Raw genomic sequence first — 18,500 nt, 5'->3', positions numbered from 1 at the left:
CCGACCGATCCCAAGTCGTTAAGGCCGATCAGGTCGTGAAGCGTGCCGCGCCCGTGCCGGGGACGATCTCGCCGAGGATCCACGCGTGCTGGTCACGTTCACGCAACGTGTTGAGGGCCGTGTCCACCGCTTCCTCGGGCACGATCGCGCACATGCCGACACCGAGGTTGAACGCGCGGTCCATCTCCTCCTGCGGCACCTTGCCGTACCCGGCGATGACCTCGAAGATCGGCTGTGGCGACCACGACGAGCGGTCGAGGACCGCGTCGGCCGAGCCGGGCAGCGAGCGCGCCAGATTGGCCGTCAGCCCGCCCCCGGTGATGTGGGAGAAGGCGTGGACCTCCGCGTCACGGATCAGCTCCAGGCAGCTCAGCGAGTAGATCCGCGTCGGCTCCAGCAGTTCCTCTCCCAGCGTGCGGTCAAGCTCGGGAAGGGACGCCTCCAGCGCGAGATCCGCCGTACGCAGGACGTGCCGGACCAGCGAGTAGCCGTTGGAGTGGACTCCTGAGGAGGCGAGCCCGAGGACCACGTCCCCTGGCCGCACGCGGTCGGGACCCAGCAACTCGGAGGCCTCGACGACGCCCGTGCCCGCCCCCGCCAGGTCGTACTCGTCCGGGCCCATGGCTCCGGGGTGCTCGGCCGTCTCACCGCCCACCAGGGCGCAGCCGGCGAGGCGGCAGCCCTCGGCGACCCCGCCCACGATGTCGGCGATGCGCTCGGGGACCACCTTGCCGCAGGCGATGTAGTCGGTCATGAACAGCGGCTCGGCCCCGCAGACCACGAGATCGTCGACCACCATGCCGACCAGGTCGATGCCGATCGTGTCGTGCTTGCCCAGCGCCTGGGCCAGCATGACCTTGGTGCCCACACCGTCGGTCGAGGTGGCGAGCAGGGGCCGGGTGAAGCGCAGCAGCGCCGAGACGTCGAACAGCCCCGCGAAGCCGCTGGCGTCGTCCACGACCTCGGGGCGCCGCGACCGCGCCACCCGCGACTTCATCAGCTCCACCGCCCGCTCGCCGGCCTGGATGTCGACGCCCGCCGCGGCGTAGCCGGTCATGAAGCCTCCTTCGCCGGCCCCTGGATCAGGACGCCGGCCTCGCTCCGCTGGGTCACGCCTTGGCCTCGAGGACGAACTTGCCGACGTTGTCGCGGTCGATCGGAATCGGGTAGACGCCGTCGAAGCAGGCCCGGCAGAGCCGCTCGGCCGGGAGCGTGGTCGCCTCGGTCAGCCCTTCGAGGGAGATGTATCCCAGCGAGTCGGCGCCGATGGATTCGCAGATCTCCTCGACGGTCCTCGACCCGGCGGCCAGCTCCGCCTTGGTGGCGAAGTCGATGCCGTAGAAGCAGGGCCAGGACACCGGCGGCGAGGAGATGCGCACGTGGACCTCGGTGGCGCCGGCCTCGCGGAGCATCTTGACGATCGCCCGCTGGGTGTTCCCGCGAACGATCGAGTCGTCGACGACCACCAGGCGCTTGCCCGCGATGACCTCACGGAGGGGGTTCAGCTTGAGACGGATGCCGAGCTGGCGGATGGTCTGCGACGGCTGGATGAAGGTGCGGCCGACGTAGGAGTTCTTGACCAGGCCCTGGCCGTACGGGATGCCGCTCTCCTCGGCGTAGCCGATGGCGGCGGGCGTGCCGGACTCGGGGGTCGGGATCACCAGATCGGCCTCGACCGGATGCTCACGCGCCAGCTTGCGGCCGACCTCGACCCGCGTGGCCTGGACGCCGCGCCCGGCGATGGTGGTGTCGGGACGGGCGAGGTAGACGTACTCGAACAGGCAGCCCTTCGGCTCGGCCAGCGCGAACCGGCGCGAACGCACCCCGCGCTCGTCGATCGTGAGCAGCTCGCCCGGCTCGACCTCGCGGACGAACGTGGCGCCGACGATGTCGAGCGCTGCGGTCTCCGAGGCGACCACCCAGCCGCGCTCGAGGCGGCCGAGGACCATCGGGCGGATGCCCTGCGGGTCACGGGCGGCGTACAAGGTCTTCTCGTCCATGAAGACCAGGGAGTAGGCCCCCTTGACCTGTGGAAGCAGATCGGCGGCGGCGTCGTCGATGGACTTGCTGCGATCTTGCGCGAGCAGGGACGTCAGCACCTCGGTGTCGGTCGTCGCCCTGATCACGCCGGTCGGCAGCCGCTCCGCGAGCTCAGGCGTGTTGATCAGGTTGCCGTTGTGGGCCAGCGCGAGGCCACCCTCTTGTGTCGAGCTGAGAGTCGGCTGGGCGTTCTCCCACACGCTGGAGCCGGTCGTGGAGTAGCGGCAGTGCCCGATCGCCAGGTGGCCACGCAAGGTGCCCAGCACTGACTCGTCGAAGACCTGGGCCACCAGGCCCATGTCCTTGTAGACGAGGATCCGGCTGCCTTCGCTCACAGCGATGCCCGCGGACTCCTGCCCGCGATGCTGCAACGCGTACAGCCCGTAGTAGGTGAGTTTGGAGACGTCCTCCCCAGGAGCCCATACGCCGAAGACACCACAGGCGTCTTGCGGTGCGCGGTCCTGGGGGTCAAGGTCATGGCCAAGCCGGCCGTCGCCCTTTAGCACGTGCTTCATTCTAAGTTGGACGTGTCACTGCACGGTAATCCGGGTCCGATTGGGTTGGCGGCGGTGGCCGGGCCGATGCCTGTCCTGGCGGTCATGGGGCAAGATTCCCCAGATTTTGCCGTGTCGGCTCGGTGCCTCGGAGGGTGCCGGGGGAGAGTGGGGCTTCCGGCATGCCCATACAGGTCGAAAGAGCAGACCGTGACGACACCTGGCGATCCGAATAAATCTCACTCGTGGGCGGATGACCCGCGGGGCCGTCATGCGTCCAGCCAGACGCCGTACGGCGAGACCCCGGGAGGGCGGCCTCCATCGGGCGAACCCCCCGGCGGGCAGCCTCCGTACGGTGAGCCGCCGGGGGGATACCCGCCTGGTGGGCAGCCTCCGTACCATGAACCTCCAGGAGGGTATTCCGGGGGCGGGCAGCCCCCCTATGGCCAGCCCCCATACGGCGGCCCGCCTCCGTATGGACAGCCGCCTCCCGGTGGCTGGCCGGGCGGGCGGCCCAAGGGCGGGCTCGGCACGGCGGCCCTGATCCTGGGCATCGTCAGCCTGTTCCTGCTTCTCGTCTGCGGTCTCGGCGTGCTGACGGCGATCGCCGGTCTGATCGTCGGCTTCATCGCCGTGGCCAAGAACGCCCACAAGGGCCGTGCGATCATCGGAATCGTGCTCAGCGCGCTCACCCTGGTGCTCGCGGTGATCGGCTTCACCTGGTTCGTCAACAACTTCCAGGAGTGCTTCAACCTGCCGACGCAGAGCGAGGCGCAGCAGTGCGTGGAGCGCAAGCTCGGGGTGAACGTCGAGTCGCCGTCCCCGTGATCCGCCGGCCTCGGCTCAGCGGAGGGGGAGGTGGTCGGAGAGGTCCGCGCGGGTGCCGCTCGCGCTGATCTTTCCGGCGTTCATCGCGTCGTCCCAGGTGAGACGGCCGGTGGCCAGCTCCAGCCAGGTGCGCGGATCGGTCTCGACGACGTTGGGCGGGGTGCCGCGGGTGTGCCGGGGGCCGGCCACGCACTGCACCGCGGCGTACGGCGGCACGCGTACCTCCACCGTACGGCCCGGGGCGCTCGCGGCCAGCCGGTCGAGAAGGTGGCGGACGGCGAAGCGGGCGACATCGCGCTCGGGACGCAGCCCTTTGCCGTAGACCCGGAGCACCACCTGCACGGCGGCGTCCGGCAATTCGGGCACCGGGCCGTCATAGGGGTGCTCCCCCAACTCGGAAAGCTGGGAGTCCAGCGCGGCACGGAGTTTCTCGACATCAAGCTTGCGACTCGCCACCCCCCTATTTTGCCCGCCCGGCGCTTTCCAATCTTGCCCGTTCACAACCGAAACGGTTCACTTGGCTGGCAACCGTCGTTCATCTTCTGGGCATGTGCGGTTCATCTCTTGTTCTGCGCTGACGACCGTGCGATCCCGCACGAGAACGTTGTCCGGCCGACCTAGGAGGACCCGTGGCGAACCCGTCGCCCCGCAGGATGCTGCCGCTGCTCTCCGCACCGCGCGGGGGCGGCCGAGACGCCATGACGTGCCGGTTCCGGTGTGGCAACGCCTGCTCGCACGAAGTGGCCAACACCAGCGACAATCCCTACTTCAACGACATCCTCGCCGGCATGCTCACGCGCCGGGGCGCGCTCCGGACCGGCGCGCTGGGGGCGCTGGTCGCGACCATCGGGGTGTCCGGGGCGGCGGCGGCCGTACCCGCCGCGGCCGGGACCCGCGGATACGGAAACGATGAGGGCGGCCTGCTGTTCACCCCCGTGGCGCCCAACACCGAGGACGCCGTCATCACGGCCGGCGGCTACACCTCCGCGGTCGTGGTGCGCTGGGGTGACCCGGTGCTGCCCGACGCCCCGGCGTTCGACTTCGACCATCAGACGGGTGCCGCGCAGGCCAAGCAGTTCGGCTTCAACTGCGACTTCGTCACCTTCTTCCCGCTGACCTCCTCGCGGGGGCTGCTGTGGGTGAACCACGAGTACACCAACGAGTTCATGATGTTCCGGAACATCACCGGCGGGGACAGCCTGACCCCCGAGCAGATCAAGGTGGGGCTCGCCGCGCACGGCGGGTCGATCGTCGAGATCGAGCGCGTCGGCACCACCGGGCAGTGGAAGCTCGTCCGGACGGGAGCCCGCCGCTACAACCGGCGGATCACCGCGGACACCCCGATGCGCCTGTCGGGCCCGGCGGCCGGCTCCAACCTGCTCAAGACCGCGGCCGACCCGAGCGGCACCGCCGTGTACGGCATGCTCAACAACTGCGCGGGCGGCACGACCCCGTGGAACACCGTGTTGACCGGCGAGGAGAACTGGAACCAGTACTTCATCGGCGGCAACGGCGTGCCGGAGGCGCAGAAGCCGTATCTGGCGCGGTACGGCGTGAGCACGACCACGGCCATCCCGGTCGAGAGCCGGCGCTGGGACCGGGTCCAAGAGCGTTTCGACCTGGCCAGGCACCCGCAGGAGATCAACCGGTTCGGCTGGATCGTGGAGGTCGACCCCTTCGACCCGACGGCGACCCCCATCAAGCGCACCGCGCTCGGCCGCATCGCCCACGAGGGCGCCACCACCACGCTGGCCAGGGACGGCCGCGTCGTCGCCTACATGGGGGACGACACCCGGTTCGAGTACATCTACAAGTTCGTCTCCAAGAACGCCTACATCCAGGGCAACGACCGGCACAACCGGACATTGCTGGACGAGGGCACGCTCTACGTGGCCAAGTTCACCGGAGACAGCCCGGCGTCGGAGATCGACGGCACCGGCAGGCTCCCCTCAGACGGCGCCTTCGACGGGACGGGCACGTGGATCCCCCTGGCCAGTGGCGGCACGTCGCACGTCGCCGGAATGACCGCCGCGGAGGTGCTCGTCTACACCCGTGTGGCAGCCGACAAGGTCGGCGCGACCAAGATGGACCGCCCGGAGGACATCGAGCGCAACCCGATCACCGGCGCCGTCTACGCCGCGCTCAGCAACAACTCCAACCGGACCGTCGCCAACGTCGACGAGGCCAATCCCCGGGCCTCCAACCGGCACGGGCAGGTCGTGGAGATCCTGGAGCAGAAGAACGACGCGGGCGCGACGTCGTTCACCTGGAGCCTCCCGCTCGTCTGCGGAGACCCGGCCGATCCTTCGACGTACTACGCCGGGTACGACAAGACGAAGGTGTCGCCGATCTCCTGCCCCGACAACGTCACCTTCGACCCCCACGGCAACCTGTGGATCGCCACCGACGGGAACGCGCTGGGCTCGAACGACGGCCTGTTCGCGATGCCGGTGGCGGGGCCTGAGCGGGGTCACGTCCGGCAGTTCCTCACGGTGCCGATCGGAGCCGAGACCTGCGGGCCGCTGGTCACCAAGGACGAGCTCAGCGTCTTCGTGGCCGTGCAGCATCCCGGCGAGGTCAGCGGTGCCACCCCCGACACCCCCGCCAGCCACTGGCCCGACGGAGGCACGAGCCAGCCCCGCCCTTCCGTCGTGGTCGCCTGGCACAAACTAGGCAAGAAGATCGGCTCCTGACCGGCCGAACGGACCACAAGGGCCGGTCCTAGCGGGGGTCCTGGGTGGGGGGTGGGGTGGGAAGGGCGCTGCCCTTCTTCCACTGGGTCCAGTTGAGCTGCCAGAAACTCCAGCCGTTGCGCCAGTCGAGCTTTCGCTTGGTGCCGGTGACCTGGACGACGTCACCGCGCTTGGCGATGCCGTAGAACCACTTGGCGCCGGCGGGGGTGGCGCGGACGCAGCCGTGGCTCTGGTTGGACTTGCCGAGGAACTGGTAGTCGCCCGCGCTCTGGTGGACGTACTCGCCGCTGTCGGAGATGCGCACCGCCCAGGGGATCTCCAGCTTGTAGTACAGCGGGTCCTTGGGGTCGGTGATCCCCAGCCACCCCGAGGTCATGGTCTCCACCCTCTTCTTGGCCATGGCGAGGTGGATGCCGCTGGTGGTGAGGTAGACGTCCACGCCGTTCTTGACCAGGCCGCCGCGGCCCGCGCTGATCGGGATGGTCTTGACCAGCCTGCCGTCGCGGCGGACCTTCATCACGTGCTTCCTGGTGTCGACCACGGCGATGACGGAGGCGCCGATCGCGAAGCGGCGGGTGACGTCCTTGGCCCCCTCGTTTCCGGGGATCTGGCCGAGGCGGGCGGTGAAGGTGACCTTCTGGTGCGCGGGCCAGTAGGTCTTGGTGCGGTAGACCACCTTGCGGTCGGAGATCCAGCGCCAGGCGCCGTCGACCGGCTTCTCGGCCTCGACCTGGAGCACGGCCTCGGCCGCCGCGCGGCTGCGGACCGCCCTGTCGAAGGTGACGATGATCGGCGAGCCGACGCCGATGGTCTCCGTCTTCTCTCCCATCGGTGTGATGTCGGTGATGCGGAGCCGTGCCTTGCCCGTGCCGACACCGGTGGCCGTCTCCCCTTGGCTGGCGGCCCTGGCCTGTGGGGCGGCCTCCGCCGTGGCTGTGGCCGGTGGTGAGGCCTCCGGTGTGGCCGCGGTGGTGGCGGCCGGCCGTTCCGCCCGGCCGGGTGCGGCCGAGCAGGCGTTCACGGTGGCGAGGGCGAGGAAGGCCAGGGAAATGCCGGCCGTCCGCTTGAGGGGGTTCACGGTCTACTCCTGATATACGCGCTTCGCACCGGTTTACCGGTGCGCTCCATAAGTGAGACAAATGAACAGCCCTATAAGTGCAGACTCATCCCGTAACGAGTTAGTAACGCCGTTCGTCGGGATTGTTGCTGGTGTGGCGTGCTCGCTAGCGGCGGGGGCGGGCACAGAGGGCGGTGACGACACCGCCGAGCGCCACCAGCGCGAGCACCAGGTACGTCCGCTGGAAACCCGACATGAGCTGATCGACGGCCGCGGGTGAGAGGCGTGAGAGCGTTCCGGCGTAGACGAGGTCGCGCAGAGCGGGCGAGAGTGCGCTGGTCAGCACGCTGAGGGTGGTGGCGACGCTCAGCACGATGCCGACATTCATGATCATCAGCCGGAAGCCGTTCACCACGCCCAGGCTCCCCGGCGGCAGCGCGCTCATGACCTGCGTGGTGTTGCCCGTGAGGAACATCCCGTTGCCGCATCCCGCCAGGAACAGGCCCATCGCGATGATCCAGTACGGCGTGGCGGTGCCGGTCGAGAGCAGCAGGCTGAGCAGCCCGGCGAAGTTGAGCACGCACCCCCCTACGGACAGCACGTACGGAGAGATCCGGCGGCCGAGGGCGCCGGCGATCGGTGAGGCGAGTGCCATGCCGATCGGGACGGGCAGCACGCCGAGCGCCGCCGAGAAGGCGTCGAGCCCGCGTGCGGTCTGGAAGTAGAGGGCGACCAGCAGGACCAGCGCCGACCGGGACAGGGCCGTGCAGAAGGAGGCGAGGTTGGCGAACGTCAGCATGCGCTCGCCGAAGAGGCGAAGGTCCAGCACCGGGTGGGACGCCCGCCGCTCGACGACGACGAGCAGCGGCACCAGGACCAGGAAGACCAGCCCTCCGGCGATCACCACGGGGCTGGACAGGCCGCGCGAGCCGGCTTCGGAAAGAGCGACGAGCACGGCGGACAGCGCGGCGAAGACGATGAGGTTCCCGGTCGCGTCGACCGGCGTGCGCGGCCCGGTGGGAACCCGGCGCAGCGTCCGCCATCCCCAGACGAGCGCGATCACCCCGGCGGGCACGTTGCCCCAGAAGACCCACTGCCAGCCGGCCGCGTCGGCGATGAGACCGCCCAGCGTGGGCCCGGCGAGCTGGGCCACCGACAGCGTGCCGATGTACACGCCCATGCCCTGGCTGAGCCGGTCGGGCGGGAAGGCGTCGGTGATGATGACGGTCCCGTTGGCCAGGATCATCGCGGCGCCCAGCGCCTGCAGCGCCCGCATCGCGATCAGGAAGGCGACTCCGGGGGACAGCCCGGCCAGCAGCGAGCAGATGGTGAAGAGCGCGAAACCGATCAGGTAGACCTCGCGGCGGCCCAGCAGGTCGGCCACCCGGCCGAAGAAGACCAGCGTCGCCGTGTTGACGAGGAGGTAGGACAGCAGGATCCAGGAAGAGGCGAAAGCGTCGGCCCCAAAGTGCCGTACCACCGCCGGTAACGCCACGTTCAGCGTGCTGGCGTTGATGCCGATGAGGACGAGGCCGAGGCTGGTGACCGAGCAGACGCGCCAGGCGTAGCGGAGTTCCTTCGCGTATTCGGGGGTGCCGGGCCGGAGGACGGTGGTCTGGTGTGGGAGGGCGACCATGTCCTTAGTCTGGTGTACGCCGTACGTCCGGTTTCATTCGCCGATTAGGTATACGGCCCGAACTATCACGCCATAAAGGTGCGGCCATCAGTGGATCGCCGCGCCGGCACAGGCCGGTGACCGCCGAGAACAGGGGGTCAGCGGGCGCGTTTGCGCAGGCCTTCGAGGTCGTAGATGACCACCCGCCTGCGGCCGGTCTCGATCAGCCCGCGGTCGCGCAGCGTGCGCAGGGCCTTGCTGACCGCTTCACGCGAGGCGCCCGTCCATCCCGCCAGCTCGTCCTGGGAGAGCGGCAACGCCACCCTGACCCCGCCGTTGGTCGGTTCGCCGAATCGCTCCGCCAGCTCCACCAGCCGGGTGGCCACGCGGCCCGTCGTGTCGAACGCGCCGTACTCGACCCGCTTGCGGTCGGAGTCGCGCAGCCGCCCGACCACGAGCTGCAACAGCAGGACGGCGACACGGCCGTGGGCCTGCAGGAAGCCGGAGAAGTCGCGCACGACGACGCCCTCGATCGGCTCCAGCGCGGTGATCGTGCCCGAGCGGGGCTCCCCGCTGATGAACGACATCTCCCCGAGCAGCGCTCCGGGGCCACGGATGGCCAGCACGACCTCGGTGCCGCTGGCGGTGTGCGAGGAGACCTTGACCCGGCCCGAGGTGAGCAGGAGCACCCAGTCGGAGGTGTCGCCCTCCGTCATCACGGTGGTGCCGCGCTCCCATCGCCTCTTCCGGCCGCTGCCGCACAGCGCGGTGACCTCGTCTGGGGTGAGCAGGGCCAGGAACTCGCCGTGCTCGGGTGATGGCGGTGCCGTCATCTGCTCCTCCAATATCCCGGTGACGCCCCGATTATGGCCGCACGCTTCTCGCGAGGGCACGGCCGTTTTCACGTGTGCGTCTATCCGGGCTTTCGGGTCTTTAATGCTTGACACTGCGGCAGATCACTCCGGAGCGGTGCAGATCACTCCAGAGCGGTAAGGACGAAGGCCTCGACGCTCTGTTCCTTGCCCTTGAGGCTGAGGTCGCCCAGCGACCGCACCCTGGCGGCCGGTCCGATCTGCTCGCGGGTGGTCGCCCCGATCACCACGGTGCCGGGCTCCGCCTGCCCTTCGAGGCGTGCCGCCACGTTGACCGCGTCTCCCATCGCGTTGAACCCGCGCAGCTCCGGGCTGCCGATGTTGCCCACCAGCGCCAGGCCGGTGTTGATGCCTATGCGGAACCGCGGGTATCCGGGGTTGCCCGCGGCGATCGCCTCGGCGGCCACCTGCATCTCCAGTGCCGCCCGCGCCGCGTGCGTGGCGTGCCGCTCCTGCGTGGCCGGGGCGTTGAACAACGCGAGCAGCGCGTCACCGACGAACTGCACGATCGTCCCGCCGTGCCGCAGGATGCACGGCACCGCGGCCGTGTGATAGCGGTTCAGCATCTCCACGATCTCGCCTGGCGCCACCCGCTCGGAGAACGAGGTGAATCCCTTCAGATCCGCGAACAGCGCCGTGAGCTCCACCAGGGAGCCGCCCAGCGCGGCCTGGTCGGGGTCGGCAAGCAGCGACGCCGCCACGTCGGGCGACATGTACTGCCGGAACAGCGTCTCCAGCTCGCGATACAACCGGGCGTTCTCGAGCGCGATCGAGAGCTGGCTCGCCAGGGTGGCGGCGAGCGCCTCGTCCTGGCGGGTCGTGCCCACGGGCACCTCCAGGGCCCCGGCCAGCACACCCTTGACGGTCAGCGGATGGACCACGACGCCGCCGCCGGTGATCGCCTCGATGTCCTTGAAGTCGTCCACCGCGAACCGGCGGGCGCCGATGGCCACCTGCCCGTTCGACACCAGCCCGATGCGGACGTCCCCGTAGGCCTGCTTGACCCGTTCGAGGGCTCCGGCGAGCAGGGCCGCCTCTCCGAGCCCGACGCGGGCCTGGCGCCCGACGTCGACCAGCGCCCCGAGCCGCGTCGACAGCTCGCGCTCGACCGCGAGCGCCTGCCCCGCCTGTTCCAGTACGGCGGCCTGCCCCTCGTTCAGCCGGAACTTGCCTGCCAGCCGCAGCGAGACCGGGATGCGGGAGCCGCTCTCTCCCATCTGCCGGATATGGCCGACCAGCTCCTCCAGCGCCTCGTCGTACTGAGCCTGGATGCGGCGGACCGTCGCGTTCAGCGTGACCGAGTCGAAGAGCCCCTGGCTGGAACCCTCCCGCCGGAACTGGATGTAGGCGCTGTAGGCCACGAACACGAAGGCCAGGCTCAGCAGGAAATGCCACTCCCACCACGACAGCAGCCAGTTCGGCCGGAAGAATCCGACGATCATGGACTCGCCGAGCAGGGCGTAGGCCGTCATCAGGCTCACGAGCATCGCCGAGGGCCGCCTGCGGTGGATCCGGAACATCATCGCGGCGGCCACGGCGTACAGGCCGGCGCCGATCCAGGAGAAGACGCCGATGGTGCCCCCGCCGGGAGGAGGCGGTGCGCTCAGCGGCGTCAGCCCTTCGACCAGCGAAGCCCATCCCCAGACCACCAGCACGACAACGAGGCCCGCACGGAGCAGGTCGCCCCGCGCCAGGATGGCGGCGGCCGCACGCGGTCCCAGGGGCAAGGAGGACACGAACGCCAGCACCGCCGCGACCGTCAGGCCGACCGGCTGGCCGATGTCGAATCCGTAGCTGCCCTTGTCCAGGATCACCGTGGGCGTCGCCAGCCCATGGAGCAGGAAGAACCCCGCGCTGCTGAGAAAGACCAGCGACACCAGGAGCAGACGCGCGTCCTGTCGCCGGGTGGCGGCCTGGCTGATCATCGCGCCGAGCGCGACGTTCACTCCGGCGACGGCCACGATCAGCCAGAAGTGGCTCGGAGGATGCTCCCACCGGAACCTGTGGTTCAGGTCCTCCGGGTTGGCCAGCAGCAGCCACAGGACGGCGAGGGGCGCGGCCAGGTGCAGCGCCCACACGACGCCACGTACCGGCTGTGTCGCCGGAGGGAGGTACGGCTTACGCCCGGCAGGCGCCCCACCTTCGTCTCCGGGCCCGGCCGGAGCGCCGGACCCCACCGGCGCCTCCCTACCGGGATCCGCGTCGTTTCCCCGTACCGCTCCCGTCGTCCCGTGAAGGGTGTCAGGAAGTGCGCGCGCGTGATCATTCGACGGCACGGTCGCCTCCGTATCTGCCAGTCGAGTATCCCCCGAACGTGCCGATTATCCCGTCGATCCCGGCGACGGGGTAACGGCGGCGAAGACTGACGGAATATCGAGATCGAACCGAGCCGGACATGCTTAACGGAATGACCGTAACTTCCGTTACTTTGGCGGTGCCTGGCCTCGAAGTCCCATTATCGGGTGGCCGGTTCAGGCCACGGAGGCGGTGGACCTGTGGGGGGCCCACCGCCCGATCATGAGCTGAAGGTGGCGGGCAGGGTCATCTCGTGGGTGGCGCGAAGCTCGTCCAGCGGGATCTCCAGAACGCCCTCGACCCGGAGCGTCGAGCCACCGGTCGTGCCGAGGCCGTAGCACGGCACCTGGTGCCGGGCGCACAGCTCGGCGAAGGCGTCGAAGGACTCCGGCCGTACGGTGACCAGCGCCCGCGCCACGGACTCGCTGAAGAGATCGACGAACGGGTTCCTGCCGGGGAGCTGCACCGAGCCGCCCACACCGTGAGCCAGGGCCGCCTCGGCCAGAGCTATGGCGAGACCGCCGTCGGAGACGTCGTGGGAGCCCTCGATCAGGCCCCGCGCGGCCGCCTCCACCAGAGCGGTCGCCAGGGAGCGCTCGGCCTCCAGGTCGACGAGCGGCGGCAGGCCGCCGAGGTGGCCGTGGGCGACGTGCGCCCACTCGGAGCCGCCGAACTCCTCACCGGTGTCGCCCAGCAGGAGGACCTTGAGGCCGGGGGCGGTGAAGCCGTGCCGCACGCGCTTGCGGACGTCGTCGAGCACGCCGAGCACGCCCACCACAGGGGTGGGGTGGATGGGCGTGGAACCGGTCTGGTTGTAGAACGACACGTTCCCGCCGGTCACCGGCACGCCCAGGATCTTGCATGCGTCCGCGAGGCCACGCACGGCCTCGGCGAACTGCCACATGACCTCGGGGTCCTCCGGCGAGCCGAAGTTGAGGCAGTTGGTCACGGCGAGCGGGCGCGCGCCGGTGACGGCCACGTTGCGGTAGGCCTCCGCCAGCGCGAGCTGGGCGCCCGCGTAGGGGTCGAGCCTGGCGTAGCGGCCGTTGCCGTCGGTGGCCAGGGCGATGCCGCGGTCGGTGTCCTCGGCTCCGGGCATCACCTCGCCGATGCGCAGCACCCCGGCGTCGGCCGGCATGGCGAGGACGGTGTTGCCGCGGACGTAGCGGTCGTACTGGGAGGTGACCCACTCCTTGGAGGCGAGGTTCGACGAGGCGAGCAGTGTGAGCAGGGTCGCGCGCAGGTCGCCGGGCCGCGCCAGCCGTACGGGATCGTCGGCGTTGAGCGCCGCCTGGCCCGCGGGCTCGTGGAAGGGACGCTCGTAGACCGGGCCTTCGTCGGCCGCGGTGCCCGGCGGGATGTCGACGATGACCTCGTCCTTCCAGGTCATCACCAGCCGCCCGGTGTCGGTGACCTCGCCGATCACCGTGGCAGGGACGTCCCACCTGGCGCAGATCGCCATGAAGGCGTCGATGTCATCGGGAGTCACCACGGCCATCATGCGCTCCTGCGACTCGCTCATCAGGATCTCCTCGGGGAGGAGCGAGGGGTCGCGGAGCGGGACCAGGCCGAGGTCGACGCGCATGCCGCCGGTGCCCTTGGCCGCCAGCTCGGTCGTGGCGCAGGACACGCCGGCCGCGCCGAGGTCCTGGATGCCGACGACCACGTCGGCCTCGAACAGCTCCAGACAGCACTCGATGAGGAGCTTCTCCATGAACGGGTCGCCGACCTGGACGGCGGGCCGTTTGGCGTGCGACTCGTCCTCGAACGTCGCCGAGGCGAGTACCGAGGCGCCGCCGATGCCGTCGGGGCCGGTGCGCGCGCCGAACAGCACGACCTTGTTCCCCGGACCGGGGGCGGTGGCGAGCTTGATCTGGTCCTTGCGCAGGAGCCCGACGCACAGGGCGTTGACCAGCGGGTTGCCGATGTAGCAGGGGTCGAAGACGAGCTCCCCGCCGATGTTGGGCAGGCCGAGGCAGTTGCCGTACGAGCTGATGCCCTCCACGACGCCGGGGAGCACCCGCCTTGTGTCGGGGGCGTCCAGGGCGCCGAACCGCAGGGCGTCCATGACCGCGACCGGCCGGGCGCCCATCGACATGATGTCGCGGACGATGCCGCCGACGCCGGTGGCCGCGCCCTGGTGGGGCTCGACGTACGAGGGGTGGTTGTGCGACTCGATCTTGAAGGTCGCGGCCCAGCCGTCGCCGATGTCGACGACCCCGGCGTTCTCCCCCATGCCGACCAGCAGCGCCTCGGACTTGGGCGCCTTGGTGCCGAACTGGCGCAGGTGCACCTTGGACGACTTGTACGAGCAGTGCTCGCTCCACATGACCGAGTAGATGGCCAGCTCGGAGGAGGTGGGCCTGCGGCCCAGGATCTCGCGCACCCGGTCGTACTCGTCGGTCTTCATGCCGAGCTCGGCGTACGGCTGGGGCTCGTCGGGGTTGTCCGTGGCCCGCTTCACTGAGTCGATCATGTGGTCTCCTCGCGGCCTACTCACGGCGTCTGTCACAGATTCACGAACCTCTTCAGGATCGAGGCGAAGAAGCCGCGGCCGTCCACGCTGGGGGCCCCGGTCAGGTCCTCGACGGCGTGCTCGGGATGGGGCATGAGCCCGACGACGTTGCCGGCGTCGTTGCAGATGCCCGCGATGTCGTTCATCGAGCCGTTCGGATTGCCGCCGACATAGCGGAACACGACCTGGCCGCCGCTCTCGAGCGAGGCGAGGGTCTCGGCGTCGGCGACGAAACGGCCCTCGCCGTGCTTCACCGGCAACAGGATCTCCTGCCCGGAAGCGTAGGCACCGGTCCAGGCGGTGGCGGCGTTCTCCACCAGGATGCGCTGGTCGCGGCAGACGTAGTGGAGGTTCTCGTTGCGGGTCAGCGCCCCGGGCAGCAGGTGGGCCTCGCAGAGGATCTGGAAGCCGTTGCAGGTGCCGAGCACGGGCAGCCCGGCACGCGCCGCGGGGATCAGCTCCTCCATCAGCGGCGCGAAGCGGGAGATCGCCCCGCACCGGAGGTAGTCGCCGTAGGAGAACCCTCCGGGCAGGAAGACCGCGTCGACCCCTTTCAGGTCGCGGTCGGCGTGCCAGAGTGGAACCGCTTCTCCACCGGCATGCCTGACGGCTCGCGCCGCGTCCTGATCGTCAAGAGTTCCGGGAAAAGTGACCACGCCCACACGGGCAGCACCCATGGCTCTCGTACCCCTCCACACGCGAGCGCCGCTCCGACGTCTCACTCATCGGACGGCGGTCTGCGGCGGTACCCCCAGGTTACCCGCTGGCCAGATGGGACCAGGCCCATGGTCGCGGGCTGGAGGGGATGCGCGAGGTCAGACCGCGGCCAGCATGCGCTCGTGGCAGGCGTGGTGGTCCTCGTCCCAGTCGAGCTCCTTGCGGAGGAAGACCGTGGTGCCGCTGCCGGGCGTGATGTCGAAGGAGATCTCGTCGACGACCGACTGCATGATGAGGATGCCGCGCCCGTGCTCGTCGTCGCCCGGGGGATATTGCTTGGGGATCGCTCCGAGACCGAGGCCGTTGTCGACGACGCGCAGCTCGCAGCGGCCGTGGCCGATGGCCGCGGTCACCTCGTAACGCTTGGCGGGGCCGCCGTGCCGCACGGCGTTGGCGCAGGCCTCCGAGGTGGCGAGGAGCATGTCGGATACACAGTCTTCGGTGACGCCGATGCAGCGCAGGGTGTCCCCCAGCACACGCCGGACCATCGGGATGCCTACCGCATCCCGAGGCAGAGCCAACGAGAACTCAATATCCACCGGACCCCTCCGTGGCGCCGAAAGTCACGTTGGGGAGGTTTCCCCGAAGAATCAGGGCTAACCGCAAAATCACGCTGTTGTTATTTAGTGTTGGTCAGACGCTTGCTTTCTGGTCCGTCCCAAGTTCTCTTTGCGGTGATTTGCGAAGCTTTGGGGAGGTGGAAACCCGTGCCCTCAGCCTTCCACGCGGACAGAGTAATCCTCGATCACGGTGTTGGCCAGCAGGGTTTCGGCCATCTTCCGGACATCCGAAAGTGCGGCCTCGTCGGCGGGACCGTCGATCTCCACCTCGAACCTCTTGCCCTGCCGTACCTCGCTGACGCCGGAGAAGCCGAGCCGGGGGAGCGCCCGGGCGATCGCCTGCCCCTGCGGATCGAGAATCTCCGGCTTGAGCATGACGTCGACGATGACGCGTGCCACGTGTTCCTCCCTGTTCGTGCCACAGATCCGGCGGACCGGGCCGGGCCGCCGGTCGCGCACGGCGGGACCTGGTCCGGCGGGACCAGCCTAACGGTGGCGGCAGGTCAGGGCGTCCTCGGCCCGCTCCGCGGACCTGGGGTTCCGGACGGGTGTGCACCAGGGCGCATCGGGAACGGGAGAAGTGTGGACAAGACGGTGTTCGGCCTTGCGCAGTGGCCTGTGACATCTGCCACGATGTCCCCAAACGCAGGCGTACCGCCACAAGAAGGTGCGAATGCGGGTTAACCGGCCGACCGTGGATGGCGATCCCATCAGCACGGCCCCAAACGCACAGGAGTGGCACGTGACATTCGACGCCTCTCGTGGTTCCGAGGCATCCCCCGAGCTCGTACAGCTGCTCACCCCCGAGGGCGAGCGCGTCGAGCACCCCGGCTACGACATCGACCTGACACCGGAAGAGGTGCGCGGGCTCTACCGCGACCTGGTACTGGTGCGGCGCGTCGACATGGAGGCCGTAGCCCTCCAGCGTCAGGGGGAACTCGGGATCTGGGCATCCCTTCTCGGCCAGGAGGCCGCGCAGATCGGGTCGGGGCGCGCCCTGACCGACGCGGACATGGCCTTCCCCACCTATCGTGAGCACGGCGTGGCCTGGTGCCGCGACGTCGACCCGGTGAACCTGCTGGGTCTCTTCCGTGGCGTCAACCATGGTGGCTGGGACCCGGCGGAGCACAACTTCCACCTCTACACGATCGTCATCGGCAGCCAGACCCTGCACGCCGTGGGGTACGCGATGGGCATCCAGCGCGACGGGGCCGACGCCGCGACGATCGTCTACTTCGGCGACGGAGCCACCTCCCAGGGCGACGTCAACGAGGCGTTCATCTGGGCCTCCGTCTTCAACGCGCCCGTGGTCTTCTTCTGCCAGAACAACCAGTGGGCCATCTCCGAGCCGCTGGAGAAGCAGTCCAGGATCCCCCTCTACCGGCGGGCCAGCGGCTTCGGCTTCCCCGGCATCCGCGTGGACGGCAACGACGTGTTCGCCTGCCTGGCCGTGACCCGCCAAGCGCTGAAGAACGCCCGTGAGGGACAGGGCCCGACGCTGATCGAGGCGTTCACCTACCGCATGGGCGCCCACACCACCTCCGACGACCCGACCCGCTACCGGGTGGCCGGCGAGCTGGAGGCCTGGAAGCTCAAGGACCCCATCGAGCGGGTCAAGGCCTACATGTTCAAGAACCAGCTCGCCGATCAGGAGTTCTTCGACTCGATCGACGCGGAGGCCGCCGACCTCGGCCGTGACGTGCGCAAACGGTGCCTGGAAATGCCCGATCCCCACCCTCTGGACATCTTCGACAACGTGTACACCGAGCCCCACGCGCTTCTCGCCGAGGAGCGGGAGCAGTACGCCGCCTACCTCGCGACCTTCGAGGGGGGCGACCGATGACCACGCTCACGCTGGCGAAGTCCATCAACGAGGGCCTGCGCACCGCCATGGAGGACGACTCCAAGGTCCTCGTCATGGGCGAGGACGTCGGCAAGCTCGGCGGGGTCTTCCGCGTCACCGACGGGCTCCAGAAGGACTTCGGCGAGAACCGCGTCATCGACACCCCGCTCGCGGAGTCGGGCATCATCGGCACCGCCATCGGGCTCGCGCTGCGCGGCTACCGCCCGGTGTGCGAGATCCAGTTCGACGGGTTCGTCTTCCCGGCCGCCGACCAGATCATCACCCAGCTCGCCAAGATGCCGCTGCGCTCGCTCGGCAAGCTCCGGCTTCCCGTGGTGGTGCGCATCCCGTGTGGCGGCGGCATCGGAGCGGTCGAGCACCACAGCGAGTCGCCCGAGGCGTACTTCACGCACACCGCAGGGCTGCGGGTCGTGGCCTGCTCCAACCCGGTGGACGGGTACCACATGATCCAGCAGGCGATCCGCTGCGACGACCCGGTGATCTTCTTCGAGCCCAAGCGCCGCTACTGGGAGAAGGCCGAGGTCGAGAAGGACGCCGATCCGCTGCCGTTCGACCGCGGCCAGATCGTGCGGCCGGGCACCGACGTGACCGTGCTCGCGTACGGCCCGATGGTGAAGACCTGTCTGGAGGCCGCGACGGCGGCGGCGGACGAGGGCCGCTCGCTGGAGGTCATCGACCTGCGGTCGCTCAGCCCTCTCGACACCGAGCTGATCTTCGAATCGGTCAGGAAGACCGGCCGGTGCGTGATCGCCCACGAGGCGCCCGTCTACTCCGGGCTGGGCGCGGAGATCGCCGCCAGGATCACCGAGGCGTGCTTCTACAACCTCGAGGCGCCGGTGCTGCGGGCCGGGGGCTTCTCCACGCCCTACCCGCCGTCCCGGCTGGAGGACCACTACCTGCCCGACCTTGACCGCGTGCTCGACGCCGTCGACCGTACGTTCGCCTTCTAG

Annotated in this window: 15 protein-coding genes; 4 read left to right on the top strand and 11 right to left on the bottom strand. The window is 69.5% G+C overall.

Going from position 1 to position 18,500, the window contains the following annotated elements; genetic code table 11:
- Window positions 1-28 precede the first annotated feature (28 nt).
- Window positions 29-1,057 (bottom strand): phosphoribosylformylglycinamidine cyclo-ligase, encoded by a 1,029-nt coding sequence (purM, locus tag ABD810_RS00155; RefSeq protein ID WP_344932640.1) that lies wholly within the window; start codon window positions 1,055-1,057, stop codon window positions 29-31.
- A 52-nt stretch (window positions 1,058-1,109) separates the two neighbouring features.
- Window positions 1,110-2,555 carry an amidophosphoribosyltransferase gene (gene purF / locus ABD810_RS00150; RefSeq protein WP_344932637.1) on the bottom strand — a complete coding sequence of 482 codons (1,446 nt, stop codon included), beginning with the start codon at window positions 2,553-2,555 and terminating at the stop codon, window positions 1,110-1,112.
- Between the two features lie 570 nt (window positions 2,556-3,125).
- Between purF and ABD810_RS00145 the strand changes: the two genes are divergently transcribed.
- Complete coding sequence (locus ABD810_RS00145) at window positions 3,126-3,362, top strand: hypothetical protein (protein WP_344932634.1); 237 nt, start codon at window positions 3,126-3,128, stop codon at window positions 3,360-3,362.
- Window positions 3,363-3,377: 15 nt separating this feature from the next.
- Here ABD810_RS00145 and ABD810_RS00140 read toward each other — a convergent pair whose 3' ends face one another.
- Window positions 3,378-3,818, bottom strand: coding sequence for a sterol carrier family protein (locus ABD810_RS00140; RefSeq protein WP_344932631.1), 441 nt, complete (start codon window positions 3,816-3,818; stop codon window positions 3,378-3,380).
- Between the two features lie 173 nt (window positions 3,819-3,991).
- On the opposite strand from ABD810_RS00140, the gene ABD810_RS00135 reads away from it, so the two are divergent.
- Window positions 3,992-6,055, top strand: coding sequence for a PhoX family protein (locus tag ABD810_RS00135; RefSeq protein ID WP_425566824.1), 2,064 nt, complete (start codon window positions 3,992-3,994; stop codon window positions 6,053-6,055).
- A 28-nt stretch (window positions 6,056-6,083) separates the two neighbouring features.
- Here ABD810_RS00135 and ABD810_RS00130 read toward each other — a convergent pair whose 3' ends face one another.
- The 8 genes from ABD810_RS00130 to purS all read right to left on the bottom strand — a co-directional run bounded on the left by ABD810_RS00130 (window position 6,084) and on the right by purS (window position 16,085).
- Window positions 6,084-7,133, bottom strand: a complete 1,050-nt coding sequence (locus ABD810_RS00130) for a L,D-transpeptidase (RefSeq protein ID WP_344932628.1) — start codon at window positions 7,131-7,133, stop codon at window positions 6,084-6,086.
- A 145-nt stretch (window positions 7,134-7,278) separates the two neighbouring features.
- Window positions 7,279-8,748, bottom strand: a complete 1,470-nt coding sequence (locus tag ABD810_RS00125) for an MFS transporter (RefSeq protein WP_344932626.1) — start codon at window positions 8,746-8,748, stop codon at window positions 7,279-7,281.
- Between the two features lie 137 nt (window positions 8,749-8,885).
- Window positions 8,886-9,560 carry a Crp/Fnr family transcriptional regulator gene (locus tag ABD810_RS00120; RefSeq protein ID WP_344932624.1) on the bottom strand — a complete coding sequence of 225 codons (675 nt, stop codon included), beginning with the start codon at window positions 9,558-9,560 and terminating at the stop codon, window positions 8,886-8,888.
- Window positions 9,561-9,703: 143 nt separating this feature from the next.
- A complete protein-coding gene (locus ABD810_RS00115) occupies window positions 9,704-11,677 on the bottom strand; it encodes an adenylate/guanylate cyclase domain-containing protein (protein WP_344932621.1) in 1,974 nt (657 codons plus the stop codon).
- Between the two features lie 437 nt (window positions 11,678-12,114).
- Window positions 12,115-14,370 carry a phosphoribosylformylglycinamidine synthase subunit PurL gene (gene purL, locus ABD810_RS00110; protein ID WP_344932617.1) on the bottom strand — a complete coding sequence of 752 codons (2,256 nt, stop codon included), beginning with the start codon at window positions 14,368-14,370 and terminating at the stop codon, window positions 12,115-12,117.
- Window positions 14,371-14,402: 32 nt separating this feature from the next.
- A complete protein-coding gene (purQ, locus tag ABD810_RS00105) occupies window positions 14,403-15,086 on the bottom strand; it encodes a phosphoribosylformylglycinamidine synthase subunit PurQ (protein ID WP_344932615.1) in 684 nt (227 codons plus the stop codon).
- A 138-nt stretch (window positions 15,087-15,224) separates the two neighbouring features.
- Window positions 15,225-15,614 (bottom strand): ATP-binding protein, encoded by a 390-nt coding sequence (locus ABD810_RS00100; protein ID WP_344932612.1) that lies wholly within the window; start codon window positions 15,612-15,614, stop codon window positions 15,225-15,227.
- 225 nt (window positions 15,615-15,839) lie between these two features.
- On the bottom strand, window positions 15,840-16,085 hold the full coding sequence (gene purS, locus ABD810_RS00095) for a phosphoribosylformylglycinamidine synthase subunit PurS (RefSeq protein WP_344932609.1): 246 nt from the start codon (window positions 16,083-16,085) through the stop codon (window positions 15,840-15,842).
- Between the two features lie 343 nt (window positions 16,086-16,428).
- On the opposite strand from purS, the gene pdhA reads away from it, so the two are divergent.
- Both pdhA and ABD810_RS00085 read left to right on the top strand, forming a co-directional pair.
- Window positions 16,429-17,529 carry a pyruvate dehydrogenase (acetyl-transferring) E1 component subunit alpha gene (gene pdhA / locus ABD810_RS00090; protein ID WP_344932607.1) on the top strand — a complete coding sequence of 367 codons (1,101 nt, stop codon included), beginning with the start codon at window positions 16,429-16,431 and terminating at the stop codon, window positions 17,527-17,529.
- A complete protein-coding gene (locus tag ABD810_RS00085; RefSeq protein WP_344932604.1) occupies window positions 17,526-18,500 on the top strand; it encodes an alpha-ketoacid dehydrogenase subunit beta in 975 nt (324 codons plus the stop codon). The genes pdhA and ABD810_RS00085 overlap by 4 nt, the downstream gene beginning before the upstream one ends.

The sequence above is a fragment of the Sphaerisporangium flaviroseum genome, from assembly GCF_039537005.1.
Lineage (GTDB): Bacteria > Actinomycetota > Actinomycetes > Streptosporangiales > Streptosporangiaceae > Sphaerisporangium > Sphaerisporangium flaviroseum.
This window is presented reverse-complemented; position numbering and strand designations above follow the sequence as displayed.

What these genes read in the sequence shown, in the direction of transcription:
- purM (WP_344932640.1), bottom strand. Translation starts at nt 1,057, where the DNA reads ATGACCGGCTACGCCGCGGCGGGCGTCGACATCCAGGCCGGCGAGCGG.
- purF (WP_344932637.1), bottom strand. Translation starts at nt 2,555, where the DNA reads ATGAAGCACGTGCTAAAGGGCGACGGCCGGCTTGGCCATGACCTTGAC.
- ABD810_RS00125 (WP_344932626.1), bottom strand. Translation starts at nt 8,748, where the DNA reads ATGGTCGCCCTCCCACACCAGACCACCGTCCTCCGGCCCGGCACCCCC.
- ABD810_RS00120 (WP_344932624.1), bottom strand. Translation starts at nt 9,560, where the DNA reads ATGACGGCACCGCCATCACCCGAGCACGGCGAGTTCCTGGCCCTGCTC.
- purL (WP_344932617.1), bottom strand. Translation starts at nt 14,370, where the DNA reads ATGATCGACTCAGTGAAGCGGGCCACGGACAACCCCGACGAGCCCCAG.
- purQ (WP_344932615.1), bottom strand. Translation starts at nt 15,086, where the DNA reads ATGGGTGCTGCCCGTGTGGGCGTGGTCACTTTTCCCGGAACTCTTGAC.
- ABD810_RS00100 (WP_344932612.1), bottom strand. Translation starts at nt 15,614, where the DNA reads ATGGTCCGGCGTGTGCTGGGGGACACCCTGCGCTGCATCGGCGTCACC.
- ABD810_RS00085 (WP_344932604.1), top strand. Translation starts at nt 17,526, where the DNA reads ATGACCACGCTCACGCTGGCGAAGTCCATCAACGAGGGCCTGCGCACC.